The sequence below is a fragment of the Corynebacterium mucifaciens genome, from assembly GCF_012396315.1.
GTDB lineage: Bacteria > Actinomycetota > Actinomycetes > Mycobacteriales > Mycobacteriaceae > Corynebacterium > Corynebacterium mucifaciens.
The window spans coordinates 1-24,538 of sequence record NZ_JAAXPF010000017.1; the positions used below are offsets into that span (position 1 = coordinate 1).

General features: G+C 63.4%; 23 protein-coding genes and 1 other RNA gene. 18 read left to right on the top strand and 6 right to left on the bottom strand.

What is annotated here, in order from left to right:
* Nucleotides 1-159: 159 nt before the first annotated feature.
* On the bottom strand, nt 160-1,464 hold the full coding sequence (locus tag HF989_RS10275; protein ID WP_168686288.1) for an MFS transporter: 1,305 nt from the start codon (nt 1,462-1,464) through the stop codon (nt 160-162).
* 385 nt (nt 1,465-1,849) lie between these two features.
* Here HF989_RS10275 and HF989_RS10280 point away from each other — a divergent pair, with 385 nt between their 5' ends.
* The 4 genes from HF989_RS10280 (at nt 1,850) to HF989_RS10295 (ending at nt 6,355) form a co-directional block, all read left to right on the top strand.
* Nucleotides 1,850-3,409 (top strand): pyruvate carboxylase subunit B, encoded by a 1,560-nt coding sequence (locus HF989_RS10280; protein ID WP_038610144.1) that lies wholly within the window; start codon nt 1,850-1,852, stop codon nt 3,407-3,409.
* Between the two features lie 2 nt (nt 3,410-3,411).
* The gene (accB, locus tag HF989_RS10285) at nt 3,412-3,969 is read left to right on the top strand and encodes an acetyl-CoA carboxylase biotin carboxyl carrier protein (protein ID WP_168686250.1); all 558 of its coding nucleotides are present in this window, start codon (nt 3,412-3,414) and stop codon (nt 3,967-3,969) included.
* Between the two features lie 6 nt (nt 3,970-3,975).
* Entirely contained in the window at nt 3,976-5,361 is a 1,386-nt protein-coding gene (accC, locus tag HF989_RS10290) for an acetyl-CoA carboxylase biotin carboxylase subunit (protein ID WP_168686252.1), read from the top strand.
* Between the two features lie 70 nt (nt 5,362-5,431).
* On the top strand, nt 5,432-6,355 hold the full coding sequence (locus HF989_RS10295) for a DMT family transporter (RefSeq protein WP_168686254.1): 924 nt from the start codon (nt 5,432-5,434) through the stop codon (nt 6,353-6,355).
* A 7-nt stretch (nt 6,356-6,362) separates the two neighbouring features.
* Here HF989_RS10295 and HF989_RS10300 read toward each other — a convergent pair whose 3' ends face one another.
* Complete coding sequence (locus tag HF989_RS10300) at nt 6,363-7,550, bottom strand: 2Fe-2S iron-sulfur cluster-binding protein (protein ID WP_168686256.1); 1,188 nt, start codon at nt 7,548-7,550, stop codon at nt 6,363-6,365.
* Between the two features lie 212 nt (nt 7,551-7,762).
* Between HF989_RS10300 and HF989_RS10305 the strand changes: the two genes are divergently transcribed.
* From HF989_RS10305 to ssrA, 8 genes are all read left to right on the top strand, one after another.
* Complete coding sequence (locus tag HF989_RS10305) at nt 7,763-9,142, top strand: oxygenase MpaB family protein (RefSeq protein ID WP_246233988.1); 1,380 nt, start codon at nt 7,763-7,765, stop codon at nt 9,140-9,142.
* 39 nt (nt 9,143-9,181) lie between these two features.
* Nucleotides 9,182-10,408 (top strand): oxygenase MpaB family protein, encoded by a 1,227-nt coding sequence (locus HF989_RS10310; RefSeq protein ID WP_168686258.1) that lies wholly within the window; start codon nt 9,182-9,184, stop codon nt 10,406-10,408.
* A gap of 60 nt (nt 10,409-10,468) precedes the next feature.
* On the top strand, nt 10,469-11,842 hold the full coding sequence (locus tag HF989_RS10315; protein ID WP_168686260.1) for an NAD-dependent succinate-semialdehyde dehydrogenase: 1,374 nt from the start codon (nt 10,469-10,471) through the stop codon (nt 11,840-11,842).
* 150 nt (nt 11,843-11,992) lie between these two features.
* Nucleotides 11,993-12,685 carry a cell division ATP-binding protein FtsE gene (gene ftsE, locus HF989_RS10320; protein WP_168686261.1) on the top strand — a complete coding sequence of 231 codons (693 nt, stop codon included), beginning with the start codon at nt 11,993-11,995 and terminating at the stop codon, nt 12,683-12,685.
* Between the two features lie 2 nt (nt 12,686-12,687).
* Entirely contained in the window at nt 12,688-13,590 is a 903-nt protein-coding gene (gene ftsX / locus HF989_RS10325; RefSeq protein ID WP_168686264.1) for a permease-like cell division protein FtsX, read from the top strand.
* A 16-nt stretch (nt 13,591-13,606) separates the two neighbouring features.
* Nucleotides 13,607-14,104, top strand: a complete 498-nt coding sequence (gene smpB, locus HF989_RS10330) for an SsrA-binding protein SmpB (protein ID WP_168686266.1) — start codon at nt 13,607-13,609, stop codon at nt 14,102-14,104.
* Between the two features lie 27 nt (nt 14,105-14,131).
* On the top strand, nt 14,132-14,779 hold the full coding sequence (locus tag HF989_RS10335) for an SDR family oxidoreductase (protein WP_168686268.1): 648 nt from the start codon (nt 14,132-14,134) through the stop codon (nt 14,777-14,779).
* A gap of 68 nt (nt 14,780-14,847) precedes the next feature.
* Nucleotides 14,848-15,240: a transfer-messenger RNA gene (gene ssrA, locus HF989_RS10340) on the top strand.
* 45 nt (nt 15,241-15,285) lie between these two features.
* Here the strand turns inward: ssrA and HF989_RS10345 are convergent.
* From HF989_RS10345 to HF989_RS10355, 3 genes are all read right to left on the bottom strand, one after another.
* Nucleotides 15,286-16,353: an LLM class flavin-dependent oxidoreductase gene (locus HF989_RS10345; protein WP_168686270.1), complete on the bottom strand. Its 1,068-nt coding sequence runs from the start codon at nt 16,351-16,353 to the stop codon at nt 15,286-15,288.
* A gap of 185 nt (nt 16,354-16,538) precedes the next feature.
* Entirely contained in the window at nt 16,539-17,177 is a 639-nt protein-coding gene (locus HF989_RS10350; RefSeq protein ID WP_168686272.1) for a 3-oxoacid CoA-transferase subunit B, read from the bottom strand.
* A complete protein-coding gene (locus HF989_RS10355; protein ID WP_168686274.1) occupies nt 17,177-17,920 on the bottom strand; it encodes a CoA transferase subunit A in 744 nt (247 codons plus the stop codon). The genes HF989_RS10350 and HF989_RS10355 overlap by 1 nt, the downstream gene beginning before the upstream one ends.
* Before the next feature lie 75 nt (nt 17,921-17,995).
* On the opposite strand from HF989_RS10355, the gene HF989_RS10360 reads away from it, so the two are divergent.
* From HF989_RS10360 to HF989_RS10385, 6 genes are all read left to right on the top strand, one after another.
* On the top strand, nt 17,996-18,778 hold the full coding sequence (locus HF989_RS10360; protein ID WP_168686276.1) for an IclR family transcriptional regulator domain-containing protein: 783 nt from the start codon (nt 17,996-17,998) through the stop codon (nt 18,776-18,778).
* Nucleotides 18,778-20,007: an acetyl-CoA C-acetyltransferase gene (locus HF989_RS10365; RefSeq protein ID WP_168686278.1), complete on the top strand. Its 1,230-nt coding sequence runs from the start codon at nt 18,778-18,780 to the stop codon at nt 20,005-20,007. Before HF989_RS10360 ends, HF989_RS10365 begins: the two co-directional genes overlap by 1 nt.
* Nucleotides 20,008-20,093: 86 nt before the next feature.
* Entirely contained in the window at nt 20,094-21,137 is a 1,044-nt protein-coding gene (locus HF989_RS10370; protein ID WP_168686280.1) for a siderophore ABC transporter substrate-binding protein, read from the top strand.
* Between the two features lie 21 nt (nt 21,138-21,158).
* Complete coding sequence (locus tag HF989_RS10375) at nt 21,159-22,133, top strand: ABC transporter permease (protein WP_168686282.1); 975 nt, start codon at nt 21,159-21,161, stop codon at nt 22,131-22,133.
* Nucleotides 22,126-23,127 (top strand): iron chelate uptake ABC transporter family permease subunit, encoded by a 1,002-nt coding sequence (locus HF989_RS10380; RefSeq protein WP_168686284.1) that lies wholly within the window; start codon nt 22,126-22,128, stop codon nt 23,125-23,127. Before HF989_RS10375 ends, HF989_RS10380 begins: the two co-directional genes overlap by 8 nt.
* Nucleotides 23,124-23,879: an iron ABC transporter ATP-binding protein gene (locus HF989_RS10385; protein WP_168686286.1), complete on the top strand. Its 756-nt coding sequence runs from the start codon at nt 23,124-23,126 to the stop codon at nt 23,877-23,879. Before HF989_RS10380 ends, HF989_RS10385 begins: the two co-directional genes overlap by 4 nt.
* A gap of 392 nt (nt 23,880-24,271) precedes the next feature.
* On the opposite strand, the gene HF989_RS10710 is transcribed toward HF989_RS10385, so the two are convergent.
* Nucleotides 24,272-24,538: hypothetical protein (locus HF989_RS10710; RefSeq protein ID WP_210729170.1), on the bottom strand; the 267-nt coding region annotated here is incomplete at its 5' end.

The following is a 24,538-nucleotide window of genomic DNA, read 5'->3' on the forward strand; positions in this document are numbered from 1 at the left end:
CAACCACCGGGACCTCAACAGCCGGAGCCGACGTCAACACCGACGGCACCAACTGAGGCAACTGCGAATCGGTCATGAACAAAACCTCCTACGGTTCGTCGTTCACAACCACCTTGGCACTAAGGGCCGGCTGCAACATCTGTCACTGTGGCCGAAGCCCTAGACGTCGCGCAGATCGATGCCCTTCGTCTCCGGGAGGATCTTCATGCTGATGAGCGTGAGCACGCACAGCACCACGACGTAGATCCCGGAGATGTGCGCCAGATCGTGCGACGTGAACCATTGGAAGATGTAAGGCGCGGTGCCGCCGAAGACGGCCACGGACAGGGAGTACGCAAAACCGATGCTGCTGGTGCGTTGCGAGGTGGGGAAGACTTCCGCCATCACCGGGGCCAGTAGCGCGCCGCCGGCGGCGATGGCCACCACGGCAATGGTCGCTGCGACCAGCATGGTCCACGGGCGGGAATCGATCATGCCCATCAGGGGGATCTGCAGAAGGCCCACGGAGATGGCGAAGGTGTACATCACCGGCTTGCGGCCGATACGGTCAGACAACGCACCCCACAGCGGCAACGCGATCAGGCCGCAGGTTTGCGCAAACACGGACACCCAGTACGCGCCTTGGGTGGACATGCCCTCGTGCGTGATGGCATAGGTGGAAACGTACGAGGTCCAGGTGTAGTGGGCGGCTGTGACGCCGGAGACCATGCCGACGACCAGCAGGATGTTCGCCCAGTTCGACCGAACCGGGGTGTGCGGCCGGGTATCGGAGAGGTCGTCGTAGGATGCGGCACCGCCGTCTTGAATCTCGTTGAAGTGCTCGGATTCCTGCATGTGGCGTCGCAGGTAGAGGGCAACGAACGCTGCAACGGCACCCAGCCAGAACGGGATGCGCCAGCCCCACGCGCTGATCTGCTCGTCGGTAAGCACAAGCGAAATGATGCCGCCGAGCGTGTAGGCGATCACCGAGCCGCCGAAGATGGACATGTAAACCATCGAGCCCCATTTTCCGCGACGGTCCCGCGGGGCGATCTCCGGGATGTAGCTGTTGGCCGTGGCGGATTCGCCACCGTGCGCGAAGCCCTGGACGACGCGCACGAGCAGCAGCACCACCGACGCCCAGATCCCGATTTGCTCGTAGGTGGGTATGACGCCGATGAGCACTGCGGACAGCGCCATGATGATGATGGTGATCATGAGGACGTTCTTGCGTCCGACGCGGTCGGCGACACGGCCGAAAATAATGCCGCCGAGCGGGCGGACCAGGAAGCCGACCGCGAAAACGCCGAACGTGGCGAGAAGGGCGGAGGTGGGGTCGGATTTGTCGAAGAAGGCTGCCGCGATGAACGGGGCGAAGACGGCGTAGGAGCTCCACTCGAACCACTCGAGTAGTTGGCCGATGAGGCTGGCGCCGAGCGACTTCCTGTCAGCGGGGCGTTCGGCCTGGATATGGGTCGCGCCCATGTCGATGGGATGTGTGGTACTCACGGATCCTCCTTGGGTTAGGTGTTTCAGTCGAAATGTATTGCCTGGATCACTGTCGCGGGGCATCAATGGCGGAAAACACTGTCAAGGTGGCTTGACACCAGGGCTGTCACCCTATTTTTGCTGCTAAACGCCACTTACCTTGGGTAATACCATTGGCGGGTTGTTCGCAGAGTGAACGTATGTGCTGTGTGCGCACCCCAAATTGGGGGAGTAACGACATGGGACGTTGGCCGTTTAAGGTGGGGTTTCACAACTTTGAGCCGAAATGCGTCGCGCGCCACACTTTCGCATGCGTACATTGAGCGCAACGGTGGCGTGCCACTCGGCAACAGCCCCGGTCTGGCGTTTCTAAGGAGGAACAATGGCTGCTCTCAGTCCAGAAGAACTGAGCACGGAGAGCCTCGCTGAGATCTTCGCTGCGGGTGGTCGGCCCGCTGACAGCGAGCGCGAAATCAAGATCATCGACACAACATTGCGCGACGCGCACCAGTCCATCTGGGCTACCCGCATGCGCACCGAGCACATCATGGAGCTGCTTGACGACGTCACCAACGCCGGCTTCGAGCACGTCGACCTGGTTGCCCCGATCCAGTTCGACGTCCCTGTGCGCTACCTGCGGGAAGACCCGTGGGAGCGCGTGCGCAGGGTCCACGAGGCGGCACCGAACACGAAGTTCCGTTCCATGGTGCGCTCCCGCAACCTGGCGTCCTTCGACTTCCTGCCCGACGACGTCATCCATGCATGGGTGGAGCGGCTGTACGCCAACGGCTTCCGCGTGATCGGCGCCTTCGACGGCCTCAACGACATCGACAACATCGCCGACACCCTCATCCTGGCCAAGGAACTCGGCGCCGAGACCTACGGCTGCCTGTCCTACTGCCTGAGCCCGGTGCACACCGACCAGCTCTACATTGACAAAGCCCAAGAGCTTGTCGAGCGCACAGACGTCGACCGCATCATGCTCAAGGACGCCGGCGGCCTGCTCACCCCGGACCGCATGAAGACCCTCATCCCCGCGATCCGCAGTGCGATTGGTGACGAGCTGCCGCTTGAAGTGCACACCCACTCGCTCACTGGCCTTTCGCCGCTGACGTACATCTACGCTGCCGAGCTCGGCGTGGATTCCATCCACACCTCCATCGCCCCGCTTGCCAACGGCCAGGGTCAGCCCGCCACCCAGGCGCTCGCGCGCGACCTGCGTGCGCTGGGCTACACCGTGAACATTGACGACGAGCGCGTGGACAGCGCCAGCAAGAAGATCCAGGAGATCGCGGACCGCGAGGACAAGCCCGTGGGCAAGCCCCGCGCGTTCGACGGCGTGCACTTCATGCACCAGCTGCCGGGCGGCATGCTCACCAACTTCGAATCCCAGCTCGCCACTGCCGGTCTTTCCGACCGGTTCGAAGACCTGCTCTACGAGACGGCCCGCGTGCGCGAGGAGCTGGCGTACCCGATCATGATCACCCCGTTCGCTCAGTTTGTGGGCACTCAGGCAGTGATGAACGTGATCTCCGGAGAGCGCTACTCCGTGGTCCCCAACGAGATCAAGAAGTACGCGCTGGGCCACTACGGTGAGCCCCTCGCGCCGATCGACCCGGACGCACTGGAAAAGATCAAGGCCAACGGCTCCTCCGAGATCACGGAGGGACGCCCCGAACTTGAACCGCGTCTGCCCGCGCTAAAGGAGCAGTACCCGGACGACGACATCGACACGTTGCTGCTGCGCGCCAACATCCCGGGCAACAACGTCGACGAAATGCGACGCTACGTCGCCGAGGGGCGCGCAGGCCAAGGCGAAGGCGTGCCGGGCGGTGAGCTGACAAAGCTCGTGCAGAAGATCTACGACACCACCGCCTCCGGCGAATTCCACCTCAAGACCGACGACCTCGAGATCAACCTGACCAAAAAAGGAGAGCAGTAACCATGTCTGACACCACCAACTTCAACGAGCTGAAATCCCTCCTCGACTGGGTCAACCAGTCCGGCGACATCGAAGAGCTGAGCATCAAGTACGGCGACATCGAGCTCGCGCTGTCCAAGACCCCCGGCGGGTTGAGCCACCTCAAGGCGGCACCGGCGCCCGCTGCTCCGGCCCCGGCCCCCGCTGCACCGGCCACGCCGGCGCCGGAGGCCCCCCAAGCTGCGGCCCCGGACCCGGCACCCACTGAGGCGCCCGCCCAGGAGGCCGCAGCCCCGGCCCAGGAGCCGAAGGCGGATGCCGCTGCTGCCGGTTCCAGCAACGGTGTCGAGGTCAAGTCCCCAATGGTGGGTACGTTCTACGCCTCCCCGAAGCCTGGCGCGGACCCGTTTGTGAAGGTCGGCGACACCGTCGAGGTCGGCCAGGTGCTGGGCATCGTCGAGGTGATGAAGCTGATGAACAACATCGAGGCGAAGACCGCCGGCACCGTCACCGAGATCCTCGCGGAGAACGAGGACGCCGTCGAGCACGGCCAGACGCTGATGATCATCGAGCCGAAGTAGGGACCCATGGCTACATCCGAAAAGCTGCTGAACAGCGTATTAATTGCCAACCGCGGTGAGATCGCCCTTCGCGTTATCCGCGCCTGCAAAGAGCTCGGCATCAAGAGCATCCTCGCGTACTCGGAAGGCGACCGTGATTCCCTGCCGGTGAAGGAGGCCGATCAGGCGGTCTGCATCGGCCCCGCGAACGCCGCAAAGAGTTACAACAGCCCCGAGCTGATCGTCTCCGCTGCGATGGCATTCAAGGCCGATGCGATCCACCCCGGCTACGGCTTCCTCTCCGAAAAGGCCGACTTCGTCAAGATGGTGGAGGAGGAAAACATCGGTTTCGTCGGCCCGTCGTCGGAGCACATCCGCCGTATGGGCGACAAGATCGAGGCGAAGAAGATCGCGCAGGCGGCGGGCGTTCCCACGGTTCCCGGCTCCGATGGCGTGGTCACCGAATACGAGGAAGCTTTAGACGTCGCCAAGCAAACTGGCTTCCCGCTGCTGATTAAGGCAGCCGCTGGCGGCGGCGGGCGCGGCATGCGCGTGGTGGAGTCCGAGGACACCCTGGAGAAGGACCTCAACGAGATCATGAACGAGGCGCAGTCCGCGTTCAACGACTCGTCCGTGTACATCGAGCGCTACCTCACCGACATCCGCCACATCGAAATCCAGGTGCTGGCGGACGGCGAGAACGCCATCGCGCTCGGTGAACGCGACTGCACCTCGCAGCGCCGCAACCAGAAGCTCATCGAGGAAGCGCCGTCGCCTGCGATTGACGACGAGCTCCGCGCGGGCCTCCAAGAGGCAGCCATCAACCTGTGCAAAGAGGTGGGCTACAAGAATGCGGGCACCGTCGAATTCGTCTTCGACAACATCGAGCGCAAGTACTACTTCATCGAGATGAACACCCGTATTCAGGTGGAGCACCCGGTCACCGAAATGATCACCGGTGTGGATCTGATTCAGGAGCAGCTGCGTATCGCTTCCGGGCAGAAGCTGCGCCTGACCCAGGACGACATCGAGATCCGCGGCCACGCGATTGAGTGCCGGATCAACGCCGAGGACCCGAACGAGAATTTCGCCCCGCGTCCCGGCAAGATCGAGCACTACCGCGCGCCCGGCGGCTTCGGTGTCCGCATGGATACGCACATCGAGACGGGTTACACCATCCCGCCCTTCTACGACTCCATGGTGGGCAAGCTCATCTGCTGGGCTGAGACCCGCGACGACGCCATCGAGCGGACCCTGCGCGCACTGGGTGAACTCAAGGTCGACGGCGTGGTGACCACCGCCCCGTTCCAGGCGGAGCTCATCGGCAGCGAGAAGTTCCGCAGCGGCGAGTTCAACACCGGCTACGTTGCCAAGATGCTGGAAAAGATGGACACGATCCCGACGGACGAATAACCGTCGCGTAGTCACCACAGGCAGCCGGGAGCGTCGCGCCCGGCTGCCTGTTCGGCTTGAGGAGGCTTTCTTGTTTCTTGTCCTGGCGATGCTGGTTGGCGCTATCGTGCCCGTCCAGACCGCAATCAACACGCGCCTTCGCGTCAGCGTCGGCTCGCCGATCGCCGCGACCTTCCTCTCGTTCGTCGTGGCCGTGGTGGTCTCGTCCGTGATGGCGCTCTTGGCGACTGGCGAGTTGGTGCCCAACTTGGCTGTGGCCGCCGCGCAGCCCTGGTGGGCCTGGTTAGGCGGCTTCATGGGCGTGATGTTCATCGCCGGCAACATCGTGCTCTTTCCCAAGCTCGGCTCGGTGCAAACAGTTATCCTGCCGATCTTGGGCCAGGCCATCATGGGTTTGCTCATCGACCGGTTCGGTCTTTTCCAATCCCCGCGCGTCGCGGTGGGCGCGCTGCGACTTGTCGGCGCGCTCATTGTCGTCCTGGGCATCGCCATGGTGCTCGAAGTGGGGCGCAGTCCCGCCAGCCGGGGCACCGCAGATGGCCCCACGCTGTGGTTGCTGCGGGGCTTCGGTGTGCTGATGGGCATGGGCTCGGCCACCCAGACGGCAGTCAACGGGCACCTCGGCCGCGCGCTGTCCAGCCCGGTGCAGGCAGGGCAAATCTCCCTTGTGGTCGGCCTGCTCCTGCTGTTTGCTATGTCGGTCCTGCTGCGGGGGCCGAGGCGGGCGCTTGCCAGCGGTGTCGCACCCGGCCCGTGGTGGATGTGGCTCGGGGGCGTGCTCGGCGCCTTTTTCGTGTTTGGCGGTGCCGCGCTGTCGCCGATTCTGGGCACGGGAACCACCGTCATTGCGGCCCTGGTCGGCAACATTCTCTGCGGCCAGGTGCTCGAGTCACTCGGCGTGGGTACCGGCGGGCGCCGTGCTTTGCCCACGGCGTACCGGCTCACAGGTCTCGCTGTCGTCCTCGTGGGGGTGGGGATGGTGCGGCTGCTGTAGCCGTGCCCTACGCGCGCAAGTTTCTCCACCGCTCCAAGGTGAGCGTGGGGGACAGCGAGCGCGAGACGCATGTGGCGAACGCGCCGTTTTCGTGCTGCTCCTCCGTGAAAATGCTGTCGCGGTGGTCCGGCGAGCCGTCTGTCACCCGCATGATGCAGGTACCGCAGGTTCCCTCCTCGCATTGCGACAGGATCGGCACGTCTTCGTCCTCCAACACGCCCAAAACGGACTCGCCCTCCGGGACGGTGTAGGTAGCGCCGTTCAAGATCACCTGGAACGCACCGTCCGCGTCGTGGTTGCCGGCAAGTGTTTCTTCGGTGGCTCGAAACATTTCGAAGTGGATGTTCGCCGCCGGGAGGATCTGGGAGGCGACCTCGATCACCCCGTCCATGAACCCTTGAGGCCCGCAGACGTACAGATGGGTCTCGTCCGGTGGGGTGGGGGAGGCGGTGAGCGCCTCCTCGATGTAGCCGGCCTGCTTGTCCCGCTCGCCGCTGGCGAAGATGCTTTTGGTCCGCCCGCTGAGGTAGGTGTCGATGAGGTGGCGCATGAGGGCGCGCTCTTGGCTGGATGCGAAGTAGAGCACCGTGTAGTCGGCCTGCTGTATTTGCAGCTCCCGGGCGAGCGAAAAGATCGGGGCGATGCCCACACCCGCGCCAATAAGGACGGAGCGCGTGGCCTGCGGGGCCAGGCCGAAATTGTTGCGGGGCGGTCGAATGCGCACAGTGTCGCCCGGCTGGATGTTGTGCGCGGCGATGGAGCCGCCGCGGGAATCGTCCTCCAACTTCACTTCGATGCCGTACACCGCGTCCCCGCCGGCATCCTCGGTGCCGAGCTGGTGCATGGGAAACAAAGAATACTGCCGCACAAGCTCGCTGCCATCCGGGGCACTGAGGATGAAGTCGGCGTGGCAGCCGGGCTCGTAACCGGGGATGGGCGAGCCGTCAGCGGCCTTCAACGTAATCAGGGCGACGCCGTGGGCGCGTTCGACGTGAACCGCGGTGAGCTCGATGACCTCGATGACCTCGGTGACCTCCGTGTCACCGGCGCTACCGGCGTCCTTGCCGCTGCGCTCCCTACGTTGCGCTAGCGCGGCCTCGCGGTCGGCCGCATTCGGATCCGGACTCCTTCTCCTGCCTCCGAAGATCGCGCTCAAACCGCTGAGTCCGTTGTTCTTGCCCACGTAGGCCTCCACTCGAAACGTCGTTGCAGAAACTGGTTGCTGGTCATCTTTGTAACGGTTAGTATAAATACACGCAAAAGTGATCGAGAACACACTAAGGTGTGATTATTGCTCAATCAACACCAGAATGTGGTGAGCGAGGACATCTCATCTGTCTTTTGCGGCACGGCAACAATGATTCGCTGCCCTGTACTCGGGCCGTAACTGCTTGGAAAGTGATGCAGATGACCGTCAGCACTAATGCCCGCGAGGGCAGTCAGTACCAAAATCCGGTGCACCCGGACATCCTCCCGATGTCGGACAATCCCTACGAAGGCTTCCGATACTTCTACCGCGACGGGATGCCGCTTCGTCCTGCGCCGAAGCGCCGCACGCAGCGGCCCGGATGGTCCACTCTCCGCCACAACCTCTTTGACAGGTGGCACACCGTGGCCGACGAGTGGGAGGGTTACACCAGCTTCCAAACCAAGCTGCTGGACGACCACATGTGGCAAACCGACGAGACCGGCTCCCGGCTCGCCGAAGCGTTCAAGCGCGACGGCGCCAAAAAGTCGCGCGCCGATTTTGAGACGGCGCTGAACGAGGGTATTGACAAGGTCGCCGATCCGTCCCCGGAACTGGTTGACTTCTTCGCCGAGGTGGACAACATCCCGGACTGGATCGACCTCGAGGCCGCAGAGCGCGGGCGCGTTGCGTATTACAACGTCACGCCTTCCGCCGAGTTGCTTTCTATTGGCTTTGCCTACTGGGCCACCACGATGGAGGACCGCACCTCCGCCGCCACCGGTGAAACGGCCATGTTCGAGATCGAGTCCTTCACACGGATCATCGAGACGGTGAAGTTCTTCGTCGACTTGGGCAAGAAGGGAGTATTCGACCGCTACAGCGACGGTCTGAAAGCTGCTGTGCGCGTCAGGCTCTTGCACGCCCAGGCCAACCGGGGTTTGGAAAAGCTGTGGGGTCCGGACCACTACAACGAGTTCGGCTATCCCATCGGCTCGTCCTTCCTCGTCTCCGGTGAAGGCTGGTTCGCGCTGATGCCGATTGGCGTGGACGAGTTCTTCGGCCGCCCGCACTCCGGCGAAGAGTGGGACGACGTGGCCATGTACTGGGCTTGGGTGCTCTACCTGATGGGGGCGGAGGAGCGCCTCATTCCGAAGACCGGCGATGAGATGCGGAAGATGACCGACTTCATTTACGCCAACGGCGGGTACTCATCGTCCTACCACGTACGAGTGGCTACCGCGCTGATGGGCATCTTGGAGGACCTAGACCCCAAGATGCCCGCCCAGGTCCTGGGGGCACTGTCCTTGATCATCGGCGACGAGGACACGAAGTTCATGGTGAAGGGCTCCCGGTTCGAGGGCACGCCGTACCTGCACTGGAAGATCGGATTCCTGCTGAAGGCGAAGGCTGAGGCGGTCGTTTACCGCGTGCGCGACAGACTCCCCGGTGCCTACGCAGCGAAGGTAAAGAAGGCTGGCGACGGTAAGCCGCCGTGGTCCGGCGTGTTCAAGCAAATTGAGGACTACATCGCAGAGAAGGCCCCACATGTCAAGGCCGAGTACAAGCTGCACGACGAATCCAAGGAAGGCCTGCGCTAACCGGCGCGGCGCCCCCACAACGACACAAGGAGCAGGACCATGACACAAACGTTTACCGAGAACCCGCTGGCGCAGGGCCACTACGACCGTGCGGAATGGCCGGCGGCGCGCGGCAGCCGCGAAGCATTCGTCGAGAAGTTCGGCGAGGAGCGGGCCGAGCGGTTCCAGCAGGCTTTCTGGGCGATGGACCCCGTCGCTGACGCGCTCTACACCAGCGGCAACAAATCCAAGGTCGTGATGCCAAACCTGCGGCAAACCCTCGCGCGGGGCGAAGCGGACGAGGACACACTGCCCGAGGTCAAGGCGCTCATCGACGACATGAATGCCGCCCTCGACGGCGTGGACTGGGAGCGCATTGAGCGCGGCCAGCGTGCCGCGTTGGCTATCCCCGTGCTTGCGCAGAACCTCTCGCTTGGCCCGGGCGCGTTGATCCACACCTATTCCGCACCCTCCATCGCCGATATCCTCGCCAACACTGGTGAGCTCACTGAGGGTGCGGTGCACCGCCTGGCGTACACCACCAACTGGATCTACTCGGTGTACCTCAAAGACGGCTTGCGGCCGGGCAACGTCAGCTTCATCCACACCGGCATGGTCCGCGCCATGCACGCGCACGTGCGCCGCGTGCAGACGCAGCTCGGGCTGGACTACTCCGAGTGGGGCGCGCCGATTAGCGAGCTGGACATGTTCCGCACCTGGTTCGACTTCACCTACATCGCGTTTACGTACCTGCGGAACTTGGGCTACCGCCTCTCGCTGGAGGAGGAGCAGGACCTGTTCTACCTCTGGCGGGTAGTCGGCCGCATGCTGGGCATCCCGGGCGACATTTTGGAGCCGGAGACGGACATCGACGCCTCGCAGGAGACCATCGACGCAATCCACTTCGTTGACGGCGAGCCGAACGAGGCCTCGCATGCGCTGGTGGAGGCACTGTTTAGCGGCTTCCGCACCAACGTGAAGGCCCTGCTGCCGTTCCCGGATGAATCCATCGACGACTGGATGTACACCGCGACCCGCCTCATGCACGGCGACGATGTTGCTGACATTTACAACGTGCCGCACGCGGTGTCCCGGCCATTCGCGGAGCTCGAGCTGCCGCTGACCCAGCAGCGATTCGACCTGCTGCGCGCCAACCCCGAGGCGCTGGAGCGGGAAGTGGAGCAGAACCACCGAACGCTTCTCGACGCGCTGACGCAGGAAACCTCCTACATGGGGCAAGACCAAGGCATCAAAATGAGCGATGGAGCTTACAGGCCGGGCGCTTAGTGATAGAGTTCACAAGCGTTGTATTAAGTGTCAACCATTTCCTGAAAGGAACACACCACAATGGCTAACCAGTACCGAGTGCAAAACCCCGTGACCAACGAGGTCGTGGAGACCTTCGATTTCGCTACCGACCAGGAGATCCAGGACATCCTGGACCGTTCGGAGGAGGCGTTCAAGACGTGGCGTACGACGTCCTACGAGGAGCGCGCAGCAATCGTCGGCAAGGCGGCGCAGCTGCTGAAGGAGCGCGCTACCGAGCTGGCGCAGATCGCGGCGGAGGAGATGGGTAAGCCCATCCCGGAGGGTGAGTGGGAGATGAACTTCTCCGGCGACATCCTGCAGTTCTACGCGGACAACGCTGCGGAGCACTCCGCCGACAAAAAGGTTGACGTGCCGGGCGGCAAGGCCGTGGTCCGCCGCCTGCCGCTGGGAACGCTCCTGGGCATCATGCCGTGGAACTACCCGATCTACCAGATCGCACGCTTCGCCGGCCCGAACCTGATGAACGGCAACTGCATCATTCTCAAGCACGCCGAGATCACGCCGAAGTCCGCCGCCGCATTCGAGCAGGTGCTCAAGGACGCGGGCCTTCCCGACGGCGTGTACATCAACGTCTACGCCACCCACGATCAGATCGAGACGATCATCGCCGACCCGCGCGTGCAGGGTGTCTCCCTCACCGGCTCCGAGCGTGCCGGCAAGAAGGTCGCGGAGACCGCGGGCAAGAACCTGAAGAAGGTTGTGCTTGAGCTCGGCGGCACCGACCCGTACGTCATCCTCGACGCGGCCGACGTGCGCGCCGCCGCCCAGGAAGCATGGGACAAGCGCGTCCACAACGCCGGCCAGGCCTGCACCTCCAACAAGCGCATCATCGTCATGGATGACATCTACGACCAGTTCGTGGACGAGATGGTGGCCATCGCCGAGGGCTACTCCAAGGGCGACCCGGCCAACCCGGGCGAGAACGAGTACTTCCCCATGTCCTCCCGCCAAGCCGCGGAGACCCTGGACGACCAGGTCAAGCGCGCCATCGCCCAGGGCGCGACCCTGCGCACCGGCGGCGAGATGGACGACACCTCCGCGTACTACTCCCCGGCGGTCCTGACCGATCTGCCGGTGGGCTCCGACGTCTACTACGAGGAGTTCTTCGGCCCGGTGGCGGAGATCTACAAGGTTTCCTCCGAGGCGGAGGCCGTGGAGCTGGCCAACAACTCCTACCAGGGCCTGGGTGGCGCGGTGTTCTCCGACGACACTAACCGCGCCATCAAGGTCGCGGACCAGATTGAAACCGGCATGATCCACGTCAACCTGGGGCAGTACTTCTCCGCGGTGCTGCCGTTCGGTGGCGTCAAGCGCTCCGGCTTCGGCCGCGAGCTCTCCGTCTTCGCGCTCGACGAGTTTGTGAACAAGCAGTACCTCTACGTCAACGACTAGTTTGCGAACCAGCAAGCGCTGAGCAATCCCGCCTTCCCCAAGGCGGGATTTCTCATGCGCGGCCGTGACAGGCTACCGCGCGCCGGGTGAGCAGCTATTACCACGGCAAAATTCACAATCGTCACATGAGTGACAGGTAAGGTGGGCCGCGTGATCCGATTCGACCATGTGACCAAGTCGTACCCGACGTCCTCGCGCCCCGCGCTCGACGACATCACGCTCGACATCCCCGACGGCGAGTTCGTGTTCCTCATCGGCGCGTCCGGCTCCGGCAAATCAACGTTCCTGGAGCTGCTGATCCGTGAAGAAAATGTCTCCGCGGGGGATATCTACTTCGACGACTTCCACGTCAACACCCTCACGGGGAAACAGGTGAACAAGCTACGCCAATCTATCGGCTACGTGTTCCAGGATTTCCGGCTGCTTCCCAGGCTCAACGTCTACGACAACGTGGCGTTCGCGCTTGAGGTCATCGGCAAACCCAAGGAGCGCATTGCCAAGCTCGTCCCCGAGGCGCTCGAGCTCGTCGGCCTCGCATCGAAGGCGAAGCGGATGCCCCAGGAACTGTCGGGCGGTGAGCAGCAGCGCGTGGCTATTGCGAGAGCTTTCGTCGATAAGCCGAAGCTCATGCTTTGCGACGAACCTACGGGCAATCTCGACCCAGGCACCGCCGACGAGATCATGGCCCTGCTGGCGCGGATTAACCGCATGGGCACCACGGTGATCATGTCCACCCACAACGCGCGCGCGGTGGACGACATGCGCAAGCGCGTGATCGAGCTGCAGCTGGGCAAGATCGTGCGCGACGAAGACAACGGCGTCTACGGGGACGTGAGGAGGTAGCTATGAACTGGGGATTTATCGGTAGAGAAGGTGTCAAGGGCCTCGGGCGCAACCTCACCATGACCATCGCGCTGATCATTACGACCGCGCTGTCGCTGGTTCTCGTAGGTGCGGGTGTGCTGATTTCTAAGGCGACGACGCAAACCAAAGACCTGTACCTGGACCGGGTGGAGGTCATGGTCGAGCTGAACGAAGACATCTCCGCGAACGACTCGGACTGCTCTTCTGAGGCATGCAGGCAGGTCCGCGACACGCTTCAGGCCGACGACCGCGTGGAGCAGGTAACCTTCCGCTCGCGCGAGCAGTCCTACGAGCGCTTCAGGGAGCTGTTCCAGGATGCGGAGCCCGAGCTGGTGCGCGAGACCACCCCGGACGCGCTGCCGGCCGCGCTGCACGTCCGCCTGACGGATCCCACGGACACCGCGCCGTTGGACGCCATCCGCGACATGGAGCAGGTGGAGGTCATCTCCGACCAGGCGGACACGGTGCGCTCCGCCGCCGGCACCCTGAACACCTTCCGCAACGTCGCGTTCGCCGTCGCCGCAGCGCAGGCGCTTGCGGCCGTGTTCCTGATTGTGAATATGGTGCAGCTGGCGGCGTACAACCGCCGCGAGCAGATCGGCATCATGCGCATGGTGGGTGCCTCCCGCTGGTTCACGCAAGCTCCGTTCGTGCTCGAGGCCGTGCTGTCGGTGCTTATCGGCGCCGTACTGGCCACCGTCGGCGTGTGGGCGGGCAAGCAGTTCATTGTGGACCCGCTGCTGGGCGACTTGTACGCCTCCCAGCTAATCGCGCGCGTGCCGGATAGCACCGTGTGGGCTGTCATGCCGTTGGTCGGCCTGGCCGCGGTGGTGCTCGGCGGCCTCGCCGCGCAGGTGGCGCTTCGCTCTTACGTGCGCAAGTAGTAGGCTTAACCCTCTTATGTCCAAGAAGAACAAGAAGACGAAGCTCTCCAACACCGGTGTGCTTGCCACCAACCGGAAGGCTCGGCACGACTACACCATCTTGGACACCTGGGAGTGCGGCCTCGTGCTGCAGGGCACCGAGATCAAAGCGCTGCGCGAGGGCAAGGTGTCGCTCGTGGAGGCGTTCGCCACCATCGACAACGGCGAGGTGTGGCTGCGCAACATGCACATCCCCGAATACTCCCGAGGCCACTGGACGAACCACCCGCCGCGCCGCACCCGCAAGCTGCTGCTGCACCGGCGCGAGATCGACTCACTGCAGGGCAAGGTCCGCGACGGCAACCGCACGCTGATCCCGTTGTCGCTCTATCTAAAAGACGGCCGCGCGAAGGTGGAGCTCGGCCTTGCGCAAGGTAAGCAGGACTACGACAAGCGCCGCGATATCAAGCGCCGCACGGAGGACCGCGAGATCACCCGCGACCTCGGCCGCAAGCTCAAGGGGATCAAGGCCTAACTCCGGATTTGCGTACGGTGGGTGCCTATGAAGAAGGCACTTATCACTGGAGCATCACGCGGCATCGGCCGCGCCATCGCCGAAGAGCTGGGCAAGGACCACCACATCTACGCCGGGGCGTCGAAGGACGCGTCTGAGGTAGTGTCGGCGTTGCCCAGCGCCGACCCGTTCGAGGCGGACCTCACTGACACCGACGCGATTCTGGGCGCGGCGTCGCAGATCGAGGAGCTGGACGTGCTCGTCCTCGCCGCAGGCGTGATGGAACACGGCCCGTTGGAGGAGCTCACGGACGAAAAGTGGCGGGAAATGATGGAGGTCAACCTCTTCGCCCCCGTCACCCTGACCCGAGCGTTGCTTCCCGCTTTGCGACGCTCCACCGGCCTCATCATCACCATCAACTCGGGCGCCGGCTTTCAGGGCTTCGCCGAAAACTCGGCCTACTGCGCCTCCAAGTTTGCGCTCCGCGGCTTTACCGAGTCCCTGCAGGAGGAAGAGGCCGGCAATATTCGCGTGACGTCCCTGCACCCGGGTCGCACCGACACCGACATGCTCGCGGGCGACGACGGCCGCCCGAAGATGGACGCAGCCGAGGTGGCCAAGTCGGCTCGGCTGGCCGTCGATGCCGGCCCCGATGCGGTGGTGGAGTTCCTCCGTGTGCGCCCCGCGCGCACCTAAACTGACCGGGCTTGCGTTGGGGGAGTGTGAGGTGTAAAGTAACATCTCCTACGGTTCCCGTAGTTGACGGGGTCGATTCTGGTTTCGACTTCATCTACTTAGCCAGGGGAAGCGTGCCGGTGCAGGCAGGAGACCACCGCAAGCGTCGCTGTAAACAATAAACGCAGAGAAGAACTCTCAGCGTGACTACGCCCTCGCTGCCTAATTAGAATAGGTTCAGCGACCTGCGTGTCCGTCAGGCCGGGGATGTCCCCGACCCGGTACCTGGCGTCGACTTAGGGGACTTGCCTTCCAGCCCTGTCAGTGGGGCCTTGGAAGGGACTTTTTCCACTGACTGGGCCCGTCATCCGGACATGTTCGCCTGATCCGGAGGGTCGAGGAGAGACAGCGTGCGAACTGCGCACGGAGAAGCCCTGGCGCGGTGGTGAAGGACCCGGGTTCAATTCCCGGCGGCTCCACCGAGTGCGAAACCCCCGGTCGATATGGCCGGGGGTTTTCTCATGCTGTTAGTCGATCGAGTAGCCCGTGACCGGCCCCTCGGTGTTGGGCTGCCAGCCGAGCTCCGGAGCCACATGGGTGGCGAAGTTCTCAAGAATCTTCACATTGGCGTCCACGCCCAAACCGGTGGGGACGGTGATGAGCAGGGTGTCGGCGGCCATGACGGCTGGGTCCGCCTTCAACTGCTCAATGAGCTTGTCGGGCTCGGCCGCGTAGGTGCGGCCGAAAGTGGACGCGCCGACGTCGGGCAACACGCCGACTTGGTCGGAGTTGGATGCCTGCATGCCGAAGCGTTGCATGTCGGCGCCGTCGACAATGGGGAAGATAGAGCGCGAGACGGATACTCGCGGCGTCCAATCGTGTCCCGCTTCCTTCCAGGCAGCCCGGTAGCGGTTGATCTGCTCCACCTGGATCTCGCCCAAGGTCTGAGCTGTGGTCTCGGAAACCAAGGTGGAGGACATCAAGTTCAGGCCATCCTTGGCGGTCTGCTCGGCTGAGGTGTGGGTGCCGGAGCCGTAGAAGATGTGCTTGCGCAGCTCGGGGTCCACGGGGAAGACCGGCAGAGCGGTGCCCGGCTGGAACATGTTGGGGTACTGGCGCTCGAGCGGCGCGGCGGTGGCGAAGCCGTTGCCGTCCACGGCGGCCATGAACGCCTCGAGATGCCTGCGGGCGACGTCTGCGCCATTGGGGGCCTCACCCTTGTAGCCGAAGGCCTCCCAGCCGCGCTCGGCTACTTCGGGTGCTCCGCGAGAGACGCCCAGAGCGACCCGGCCGCCGGAAAGCTGGTACAGGGATGCGGCTTCCTCCGCGAGGTACAGCGGGTTTTCGTACCGCATGTCAATCACACCCGTGCCCACCTCAATGTTCTTCGTGGTGCCGGCCACCGCACCAAGCAGCGGCATGGGGGCGGAGGCCTGCGGGACAAAGTGGTGGACGCGGAAGGAGGCGTTGTTCACGCCGATCTCGTCTGCAGCCTGGGCAAGCTCCAAGTGGATCTTGGCCATTTTCTCCGCGGACGGGCCACGCTGGCCACCGAAGGCGTAGTGCCCGAAGCTTAAGAAACCGAACGCTTTCATTGAAGATCTCCATGTTTAGGTGACGTATCAACAACAAGACTAGCGCGAGTTGCGACAGCTGTCACGGCCAAGTGCAGGGCATCACCGGCTGACGGACGAAGAGCGGTGGACGGATCACCCGATCGTCGCGAGGCGCGCAAGAAAAACCCCAGGTCGAGCACGACCTGGGGTGGGATGCAAAAACCTTACACGGCGACCTCAAAAGGCGCTTCGGTCGCCTCGCGGACGGAGTCCACCGTTTCGCCCGGGGCAACCTCAGTCAGGGTCAGGCCCTGCTTCTCGTCGACGGCGAAAACGGCGAGGTTGGTGATGATCTGGTCCACGCACTTCGCGCCCGTCAGCGGCAGCCGGCACTCTGGGAGGACCTTCGAATCGCCCTTCTTCGTGGTGTGCTCCATGAGCAAGATGACCTTCTTTGCGCCGTGCACAAGGTCCATTGCGCCGCCCATGCCCTTGACCATTTTGCCCGGGATCATCCAGTTGGCTAGGTCGCCGTACTGGGAAACCTCCATCGCGCCGAGGACCGCGACGTCGATGGCCCGGGAACGGATCATGCCGAAAGAAGCTGAGGAGCTGAAGAACGATCCCCCCGGTGCCACGGTGATGGTTTCCTTGCCGGCGTTGATCAGCTCCGGGTCCACAGCGTCCTCGGTGGGGTAGGGGCCCACACCCAAAATGCCGTTTTCAGAGTGGAGCACCACCTCAACGTCATCGGGCAGGTAACCCGGGATCAACGTGGGCATGCCGATGCCCAAGTTCACGTACTGACCGTTTTCCAGCTCCCGGGCTGCACGGGCCGCCATTTCTTGCCTCGTCCACGCCATTATTCGCTCACCGTCCTGAATTCGATACCGGTCTCTTGCGGGCCCACCTCGACGACGCGGTCGACGTAGATGCCCGGCAAGTTCACCTCAGCTGCGGGGATTTCGTCCACCACTTCCTCCGCCTGCACGATGGTGACGTTGCCCGCCACAGCCGCGTCCGGGTTGAAGTTCCGCGCTGTCTTGGAAAAAACCAGGTTGCCAAACCGGTCCGCTTTGTGCGCGTGCACAAACGCGAAATCGGGGGTAAGCGCTGTTTCCATTACGTATTGCTCGCCGCCGAACTCGCGCAACTCCTTCGGCTGGGAGTACTCGGCGATCGTGCCGTCCGGGTTGTAGCGGGTGGGAATCTCCCCGGTGGCCAGCGGGGTTCCGACGCCAGCCTTGGTGTAGAAGGCGGGAATGCCGGCGCCGCCGGCCCGCAGGCGCTCGGCCAGTGTGCCCTGGGGGGTGAACTCGACGGTGAGCTCTCCCTCGAGGTACTGGCGTGCGTACTCCTTATTTGTTCCCAGGTAGGAACCGATCGAGCGGGAAATGCGCTTGTCGGCCAATAGGAGTCCGAGCCCGAACCCGTCAGTGCCCAGGTTGTTGGAAATGATCGTCAGATCCCCAACGCCGCGGGCACGAAGCGCGTCGATAAGCCGGGCGGGAATGCCCACGAGGCCGAAGCCGCCCACGGCGATGGAGGCGCCGTCCGGGATATCGGCGACAGCCTCCTCCGCTGAAGTAACCACCTTGTTAATCATGTGAGCATGATAACTTCCGGGCGCGCAGCGCACAAGGGTTCACAAAACGAACTTGTGTAGTTTAGTATCACAGTCATGACTGGTAGTGACGTGCAACTCGTGCAGAGCCTCAGTCGAGGCCTTGCGGTGATTCGCGCGTTCGACGGCGAGCGCCCGCGTCAATCGCTTGCGCAGGTGGCGGAGGCAACGGGGCTTCCGCGCGCCACTGTCCGCCGGTTTCTGCACACACTCGTCGCTGAGGGGTACGCCGCCAGTAACGGCTCTGTCTTCTGGCTCACCCCGAAAACCCTGGAGCTGGGGTATTCCTACCTCTCCGGCCTTGGGCTCCCCGCAATTGCGCAGCCGCACCTCGACGCGCTGTCGCGCACGCTCAACGAATCCTGCTCGCTCACCGTCTTGGATAAATCGGATGTGGTGTACGTCGCGCGCGCCGCGGCGAACCGGATCATGAGCGTGAACATCACCATCGGCACGCGATTCCCGGCATACGCCACCTCCATGGGTCGCGTCCTTCTTGCCGGCCTCCCGCCCGCGGCGCTTGACGCATACCTTGCCGGCACCGCCCTTCGGCCCTTCACCCCAAAGACGGTGACAAACCCGGACGCGTTGAAGCAGTTGCTTATCGACGTCCGAAGGCAGGGTCACTGCATCGTCGACCAGGAACTCGAGCTGGGTCTGCGCTCCGTGGCCTGCCTGGTCCGTGGCAGCGCTGGGACGGCGGTGGCCGCCGTGAACGTGTCGGCGCATGCCGGGACGGTGGGACACCGGGAGGTCGTCGATAGGCTGCTGCCCCCGCTGCAGGCGACGGCGCTCGCGATCGAGCGCGACCTACACGCAACTTTGATGAAGGAGTCATGATGAATAACCCGAACAACCCGCAGGACATTGTCATCTGCAACCCGAAGCGCACCCCCGTGGGGCGTTACGGCGGTGCATTTGTGGGCGTGCCGGTGCAGGAACTGGCCGCAACGGCGGTGAAAGCAGTGATCGCGGACGCCGGCATCTCCGGCGACGTCATCGACGACGTCATCCTCGGTCAGGCCGCACCGAATGGCGCGGCACCGGCGCTTGGCAGGGTGGTGGCGCTCGACGCTGAACTGGGCGTCAACGTGCCGGGCATGCAGCTGGACCGCCGGTGCGGCTCGGGCCTGCAGGCAGTTGCCACCGCGGCGGCGCACATCGCTTCGGGCGCGGCGGACCTCATCATCGCCGGAGGCGCGGAGTCCATGTCCAACACCGAGTACACCGTGGACGGGGACATCCGCTGGGGCGTCAAGGGCGGCACCATGGAGTTCAAGGACCGGCTGCAGGAAGCTCGCGAGCAGGCCGGCGGCAAACACCACCCGATCCCGGGCGGGATGATCGAGACGGCGGAAAATCTGCGGGAGGAATACTCCATCTCGCGCGAGCGGCAGGATAAGTTGGCCGCTGCCTCCCACGCGCGGGCGGCCGCGGCGCAGGAAAGCGGCGAGTTTGACGCTGAGATCGTGCCCGTGGCGGTGCCGCAGCGCAAGGGCGACCCGGTGGTGGTGGATAAGGACGAGCACGTCCGCCCGGGCACCACAGAGGAATCGCTGAGCAAGCTGCGGCCGGTGATGGGCAAGACGCTCGACGGCGCCACGGTGACCGCAGGTAACGCTTCCGGCCAAAACGACGGTGCCGCGGCGATGATCGTGACCACCCGCAAGAAAGCCGAGGAGCTCGGCCTTGACGCGTACGCGGTGCTGCGCGGTTGGGCTGTTTCCGGTGTGGCCCCGGAAACTATGGGCATCGGCCCGGTTGAAGCGACAGCGAAGGTGTGCGACCGTCTCGGGCTCACGCTCGACGACATCGACCTGATCGAGCTCAACGAGGCCTTCGCGGCCCAGGCGCTCGCTGTGCTGGACGCGTGGGGAATTTCCGAGGATGACCCGCGGCTGAACCCGCTGGGCTCGGGCATCTCGCTGGGCCACCCGGTAGGCGCCACTGGCGCGCGAATGGTGGTCACTGCGGCGCACCGCATGCGCCGTACAGATGCCCGACGCGCGCTGGTGACGATGTGCATCGGCGGTGGTCAGGGCCTCGCGGCGATCATTGAGCAGGCGTAAAACCGGGTGGGGGTTGGCCGCTTTGTTTGGGTAGCCTAAGATAGCGCAGGTAACCCTTACCTGACGCACTACTTGAAAGGACGGCCATGACCCGTTTCTCACGTCGCTCTTTGATCGCCCTCGCAGCTGCAGGCTCCCTCACGCTGGGGGCTTGCTCCAACGCGGAACCGGCACTGGACTCGAACGAGCCAACCTCGGCGACTTCCTCTGCGGGCACAGCCGAAGGGACGTCGGAAAGCAGCACAGCTTCCGACGGCACCGTCACCGTGACGGACAACTACGGGGAGAAGGTTGTCCCCAGCCCGCCGAAGCGCGTGGTGGCGCTGGACAACCGGTCCTTCGAGCTGCTCGACTCCTGGGGTATCAAGCCGGTGGCGGCGGCGCGCCAGCTGGTGCCCAACTCCATTCCGGGGATCGCGGACGACGAGGACATCGTTGACATCGGCAACCACCGCGAGCCGAACCTCGAGGCTATCGTGGCCGCCGACCCGGACGTGATCGTGTCCGGCCAGCGCTTCGAGGAGTACGACCAGGACATTGAGAAGCTGGCCCCGGACGCGACCCTGCTGGATTTCGAGCCGCGCGAGGGTGAGCCCTTCGACCGGGAACTTATCCGGCAGACGCTGGAGCTTGGCGAGGTGTTCGGCAAGCAGGCCGAAGCAGAGGAAACGGTGAAGGAATTCACCGAGGCCGTCCAGCGCGCCCGCGACGCCTACAACCCCGACCAAAAGGTCATGGCGCTGAACGTCTCCGGTGGCGAGATCGGCTACGTCGCCCCGGGTGTGGGGCGCGTGTGGGGGCCGCTGTTTGACCTCATCGGCTTCACCCCGGCCCTGGAGGTGGCAAACGCGTCGGATGACCACCAAGGCGACGATATCTCTGTCGAGGCAATCGCGAACGCCAACCCGGACTGGCTGCTTGTGCTCGACCGGGATGCGGGCGTGAAGTCCGTCACCGACTCGCCGGAGGCGCTGTCTGTGATCAACGATTCGGAGCCGCTGAAGAACGTCACCGCGGTGAAGGAGGGCAACGTCTACGTCGCCCCGGCGGACACCTACACCAACGAATCCATCATCACCTACACGGAGATTCTGAACCAGCTCGCCGAGCAGCTCGAGGCCGCGAAGTAGCCGCCAAGTAGTCTGTTATCGATGACTGATCCAACGACCACCACCCGCCCCAAGCTTCTGGATTGGAAGCTCGGGGTGGGTGTTGTCCTTGTTCTAGGCCTTCTCGGCGCATCGCTGGCAGTGGGGCAGTACGACATCGTGGGCACCGATGACGGGTGGGAGATGTTCCGCGCCACTCGCGTGCCCCGCACAATCGCGCTGGTGCTTGCCGGCGCAGCCATGGCTATGAGCGGGTTGATCATGCAGATGCTCACCCAAAACCGCTTTGTCGAGCCCACGACCACCGGCACGACCGAGTGGGCCGGGCTGGGGCTGCTCGCATCCTTCTTGCTGTTCCCCGACGGCTCGGTGATGACGCGGATGCTGCTCGCCGTCGGTGCCGCGTTCATCGGCACGATGGTGTTCTTCGCATTCCTGCGCCGTGTGACGCTTCGCTCGAGCCTGGTCGTCCCCATCGTCGGCATCATGCTCGGCGCGGTGGTCAGCGCTGTCTCCACCTTCATCGCCCTGCAGACTGACCTCTTGCAATCCCTCGGGATTTGGTTCGCCGGTTCGTTTACCAGCGTGATCGCGGGCCAGTACGAGGTGCTGTGGGTGGTGCTCCTCGTTGTCGTCGCGGTGTTCTTCTACGCGGACCGCCTCACCGCGGCTGGGCTTGGCGAGGACGTCGCAACCAACATCGGGCTGAACTACAACCGGATCGTGCTCGTCGGCACCAGCCTGGTCGCGGTGGCTACAGGCGTGGTTACCGTGGTGGTGGGCAACCTGCCGTTCCTTGGCCTCATCGTCCCCAACATCGTGAGCATGCTGCGTGGTGACGACCTCCGGTCCAACCTCCCCTGGGTCTGCCTCACCGGCATCGCAGTGGTGACGGTCTGCGATCTGATCGGGCGCACCATCATCGCTCCGTTCGAAATGCCGGTCTCCGTCATCCTGGGTGTCGTCGGCGCCGCGGTCTTCATCGCCCTGATTGTGAAGAGGAGCCGGAATGCGTGAGGTCGGGGCGTTTCAGACGGCGCGGAGTAAACGGCGCTACTGGGTAGTTGTTGCCGTACTTGCGGTGAGCGCGCTGCTGTTTACCGCGGGCCTACTGGCCTGGGATAACCCAATGGAGTTTGGCACCCGCGGTTACTGGCTCATCGCTGAACGGAGGATGAACTCTGTCATCGCGATGGCGCTGGTGGCGGTCTGCCAGGCCGTGGCCACCGTCGCGTTTCAGACGGTGACGAACAACCGCATCATCACCCCGTCCATCATGGGGTTTGAATCGCTGTACGTGGCCATCCACACCTCAACCGTGTACTTCCTCGGGGCGGCGGGACTGAATAACGCCCGCACGCTGGAGATGTTCGTGGTGCAGCTCGTGCTCATGGTGGGTTTAAGCCTCATCCTCTACACGTGGCTGCTTGCCGGGGACAACCCCAATATGCACGCGATGCTGCTGGTGGGCATTGTGCTCGGCGGGGGATTGGGAAGCGTGTCGACGTTCATGCAGCGCCTGCTCACGCCGAGCGAATTCGACGTGCTCACCGCGCGTCTCTTCGGCTCGGTCAACAACGCGGACCCGGAGTACTACCCGCTGGCGGTGCCGCTGGTGCTGGCGGCGGTTGTGCTGATGCTGCTGAACTCGCGGCGCTTGAACGTCCTTGGCCTTGGGCGGGACGTGGCGGTGAACCTGGGCGTGAACCACAAAAAGCACGCCGTGTACACGCTGGTGCTCGTATCCGTGCTCATGGCGGTGTCCACGGCGCTGGTTGGGCCCATGACCTTCCTAGGTTTCCTCGTAGCAACGCTGGCGTACCAGTTCGCGGATACCTACGACCACCGCTACGTGTTCCCGATGGCGGCCCTGCTGGGGTACTGCATCCTCGCCGGCGCGTACTTCACCATGAACCATGTTTTCTACGCGCAGGGCGTCGTTTCCATCATCATCGAGTTGGTTGGCGGCCTGACGTTCCTCGTCGTTGTCCTACGGAAGGGGAGACTGTGATTGAGCTCAACGAAGTGAGCAAGGCCTACGGCGACGACGCCGCAATCGGGCCGGTCTCACTGCAAATTCCCGCCGGCGGCATCACCGCACTCGTCGGCCCGAACGGTGCCGGCAAGTCCACGCTGTTGACGATGATCGGGCGCCTGCTGGCGCTCGACTCCGGCTCCGTGCACATCGGGCAGATGGACGTAACCTCATCCAGCTCGAAGGACCTGGCCAAGGTGGTTTCGATCCTGCGACAGGAGAACCACTTTGTTACCCGCCTGACGGTGCGGCAACTGGTCGGCTTCGGCCGATTCCCGTACTCGGGTGGGCGCTTGACGGCCAAGGACGAGGAAATCATCTCCCGCTACATCGACTTCTTCGGTTTGCGGGAGCTGGAACACCGTTACCTGGACCAGCTCTCGGGCGGGCAGCGGCAACGTGCGTACGTAGCAATGGTGCTGTGCCAGGAGACTGACTACGTGCTTCTCGACGAGCCCCTGAACAACCTGGATATCTCGCACTCCGTGGAGATGATGCAGCACCTGCATTCTGCAGCCCGCGAATTCGGCCGGACCATTGTGATCGTTTTGCACGACATAAATTTCGCGGCCCGGTACGCGGACTATATCTGCGCGGCCAAGGATGGCCAGGTATTCGCGTTCGGAACCGTGGACGAGATCATGCGCGACGATCTGCTCACCGAGATCTTCAATACTCCGGTGCAAGTGATCGAAGGGCCTCACGGACCCATCGCGGCATATCACTAAAACCGCTTCCTGCCTGGGTGTTTGTGTTGGTTTGGGGTTCGTGGTTATATATCCATCCGTTGCTTCTGAGCGGCCCGAGCGGCTGGTCAGGGGGAATGGTTAAACTACATAAGGTTACCGCGGGGTAAACGGTGGTTGAACGCGAGTTTGACTTCTGGTTTATGTTGTGTGTAGCTTGTAGCGAGGCTGCTTGACGGGCTGGGCTGTGATGGCCTGGTTGGTGGGTGTGCTGGTGTTGTTTGAGAACTCGATAGTGTGCCAATGTACTTTTGTTGCGTGGGTGTGTGTCGCCTGCCCTTTGTGCACTGCGTGGTGGATGCCTGCTGTTTTTGGGTGTGTGCCGGTGGTGGCGTGGTTGAATTCCATTGATGGATCGCGTCATCTTTTTTGGTTCAGTGCGCGTTTGGGGTGTGGTTGACATGCTTTTCAACTCGCGTATTTGTGATCGGCCCTGTTTTTGCCCCGTCGGGTTGGGGTCGGTTATTTGAACCTTGTAATTTTTGGAAATTGTGCCAGTTCAGCATCACTGCCGTTTGGTGTGGTGGTGTTGGGTGGTTTGTTTTTGGTTGGGTTTCGGGCTTTTCACGGCCTTGTTTCTTGCTGAAACTTTTGTGGAGAGTTTGATCCTGGCTCAGGATGAACGCTGGCGGCGTGCTTAA

Bases quoted from the DNA above. Each gene is read 5' to 3' on its own strand.
- HF989_RS10275 (WP_168686288.1), bottom strand. From the start codon at position 1,464: ATGGGCGCGACCCATATCCAGGCCGAACGCCCCGCTGACAGGAAGTCG.
- HF989_RS10280 (WP_038610144.1), top strand. From the start codon at position 1,850: ATGGCTGCTCTCAGTCCAGAAGAACTGAGCACGGAGAGCCTCGCTGAG.
- accB (WP_168686250.1), top strand. From the start codon at position 3,412: ATGTCTGACACCACCAACTTCAACGAGCTGAAATCCCTCCTCGACTGG.
- accC (WP_168686252.1), top strand. From the start codon at position 3,976: ATGGCTACATCCGAAAAGCTGCTGAACAGCGTATTAATTGCCAACCGC.
- HF989_RS10305 (WP_246233988.1), top strand. From the start codon at position 7,763: ATGACCGTCAGCACTAATGCCCGCGAGGGCAGTCAGTACCAAAATCCG.
- HF989_RS10310 (WP_168686258.1), top strand. From the start codon at position 9,182: ATGACACAAACGTTTACCGAGAACCCGCTGGCGCAGGGCCACTACGAC.
- HF989_RS10315 (WP_168686260.1), top strand. From the start codon at position 10,469: ATGGCTAACCAGTACCGAGTGCAAAACCCCGTGACCAACGAGGTCGTG.
- ftsX (WP_168686264.1), top strand. From the start codon at position 12,688: ATGAACTGGGGATTTATCGGTAGAGAAGGTGTCAAGGGCCTCGGGCGC.
- smpB (WP_168686266.1), top strand. From the start codon at position 13,607: ATGTCCAAGAAGAACAAGAAGACGAAGCTCTCCAACACCGGTGTGCTT.
- HF989_RS10335 (WP_168686268.1), top strand. From the start codon at position 14,132: ATGAAGAAGGCACTTATCACTGGAGCATCACGCGGCATCGGCCGCGCC.
- HF989_RS10345 (WP_168686270.1), bottom strand. From the start codon at position 16,353: ATGAAAGCGTTCGGTTTCTTAAGCTTCGGGCACTACGCCTTCGGTGGC.
- HF989_RS10350 (WP_168686272.1), bottom strand. From the start codon at position 17,177: ATGGCGTGGACGAGGCAAGAAATGGCGGCCCGTGCAGCCCGGGAGCTG.
- HF989_RS10355 (WP_168686274.1), bottom strand. From the start codon at position 17,920: ATGATTAACAAGGTGGTTACTTCAGCGGAGGAGGCTGTCGCCGATATC.
- HF989_RS10360 (WP_168686276.1), top strand. From the start codon at position 17,996: ATGACTGGTAGTGACGTGCAACTCGTGCAGAGCCTCAGTCGAGGCCTT.
- HF989_RS10365 (WP_168686278.1), top strand. From the start codon at position 18,778: ATGAATAACCCGAACAACCCGCAGGACATTGTCATCTGCAACCCGAAG.
- HF989_RS10370 (WP_168686280.1), top strand. From the start codon at position 20,094: ATGACCCGTTTCTCACGTCGCTCTTTGATCGCCCTCGCAGCTGCAGGC.
- HF989_RS10375 (WP_168686282.1), top strand. From the start codon at position 21,159: ATGACTGATCCAACGACCACCACCCGCCCCAAGCTTCTGGATTGGAAG.
- HF989_RS10380 (WP_168686284.1), top strand. From the start codon at position 22,126: ATGCGTGAGGTCGGGGCGTTTCAGACGGCGCGGAGTAAACGGCGCTAC.